The sequence below is a fragment of the Salinispora pacifica CNR114 genome, assembly GCF_000514775.1.
Lineage (GTDB): Bacteria > Actinomycetota > Actinomycetes > Mycobacteriales > Micromonosporaceae > Micromonospora > Micromonospora pacifica.
On sequence record NZ_AZWO01000089.1, the window covers coordinates 1 to 1,841 of the forward strand.

General features: G+C 67.5%; 1 protein-coding gene and 1 pseudogene. One reads left to right on the forward strand and one right to left on the reverse strand.

Going from position 1 to position 1,841, the window contains the following annotated elements; genetic code table 11:
• Window positions 1–163: 163 nt before the first annotated feature.
• Window positions 164–649, forward strand: a complete 486-nt coding sequence (locus tag B118_RS0124820) for a hypothetical protein (RefSeq protein WP_028193667.1) — start codon at window positions 164–166, stop codon at window positions 647–649.
• A gap of 14 nt (window positions 650–663) precedes the next feature.
• Here the strand turns inward: B118_RS0124820 and B118_RS29330 are convergent.
• Window positions 664–1,746 (reverse strand): annotated as a pseudogene (locus B118_RS29330) (IS110 family RNA-guided transposase); the annotation flags it as partial.
• Window positions 1,747–1,841 lie beyond the last annotated feature (95 nt).

A 1,841-nucleotide genomic window follows, 5' to 3' on the forward strand; every position in this document is an offset into this window, starting at 1 on the left:
CACCCCCCGGATCATCCGTACGACAGGGGCAGTAAGTCATACCGGGCCAGGCGACCGAGCAGTCCCCGGCTGGGGACGATCAACAAGGTAACGGGGGTGCCTCTATGGGGTTCGTCAAGGAATCAGGCTGCGTGCGGGAGGTGTCGGTAGGCAGCATGGCGGGGTGCCGGATCTGCTGTGGGACGACGTCCAGGACTTCTTCGATCCTGATCTGATGGGTGCCCTGCCGGATATGTCTGTGGAGGATGCCTCGGTCGAGGACTGGCAGGCGGTGTTCGACCTGGTCAGGTTGAGGGGATGGACGTGGGAGTATTCAGTGGGCGGAGTCGTCGGGCCACTGCCGCCCGCGGTGGAGGTGCTGTCGCGTCCCGCCGATGGGGAGACGGTCGATCTGCGGGTCTGGCCGGTCCCGGGTGTGTTGGTGATCTTCCGTCCGATGTGTGCTGACGAGATTGACTTCGATGTCGACCTTCGCGAGTTGCAGGGCCAGGCTGGGGTAGACACCCTGTGTGATTTCCTGGCCGCGATCGGCCGGTGGCTGGGCAAGCCGGTGGTCATGACCGCCGAGGGTGACTATGCGAACCCGGTGCTCGGGTTCGTCCCCGCAGCCGACCGTGTGGTGCTGCTGGCGAAGCCACGGCTGAGCTGACCGCGTTGGGCAGGGCGGGATTGGTAGAGGGTGCCGTCGCGGAGCATCGCGAAGAGGACATCGACCCGGCGTCTGGCCAGGCAGAGCAGTGCCTGGGTGTGGCGTTTACCCTGGCTGATCTTCCTGTCGTAGTAGGTCCGGGAGGCCGGGTCACCGAGGGAGGCGAACGCGGACAGGAACAACGCCCGTTTCAGCTGTTTGTTGCCGCGGCGGGAGGGTTGCTCGCCGCGTATAGACGAGCCGGAACTGCGGGTCGCTGGAGCGAGGCCGGCGTAGGAGGCGAGGTGGGCGGCGGTCGGGAACGCGGCTGCGTCGCCGACGTCGATCAGGACGCGGGCACCAGTTCTGGTGCCGATGCCTGGCATGGACGTGAGGATCTGCGACAGCGGATGCTCGTCCAGCAGTTCCTGGATCCGCTTCTCCAGGAGATTGCGTTGATCGAGGACGGCCCGCAGCGAACCGGCCAGACTCGGCACGATCAGTGCGGCCGCCTCGGTACCCGCGACGACCACGGTTTGTTCGTCGAGGGCGGTGAGGATGTCCTCGACCAGGCGCTCGAACATGCGCGGGGCCACGGGCCGGGCGACGCCGAGAAGGCGGCGGCGTCCGGCCTTACGCAGGGCGGTCGGGGAACCGAACCGCTCCAGCAGGGCCAGCACCGCCGGATGGTCGAGCCTAGGCCCCAGCACGCGCTCCAGGTGCGGGTGAATCTGGGTAAGCAGTCCGCGCAGGCGGTTGGCGATGCGTGTGGCTTCGCCCGCGAGGTCGTCGTCGAAGCCGACGATCATCTCCAGCTCGGCGATGGTCTCGTCGGCGAGCTCGATGCCCCGCAGGGTGTGGGGCATCGTACGAGCGGCGTCTGCGAGGACGGCCGCGTCGCGGGCATCGGTCTTGGCCTCGCCCGGGTAGAGGTCGGCGATCCTGCGCATTGTCAGACCGGGCAGGTAGGCGACGCGGCACCCGACGTCCCGCGCGACCGCCAGGGGCAGGGCCCCGATGGAGGCGGGCTGGTCGACCACGACCAGAACCGTGCCGTGCCTCGCGGTGAGCTTGTCCAACACGGCCCGCAGCCTGGGCTCACTGTTCGGCAGCCGCTTGTGTCAACGGCGGATTGGAACTGACCCCCTATCGACGTTTTGGGATTGACCCCCTGGAGGTCGTTACGTGCTACTTGTTGCGGTCCTTCGCGAGG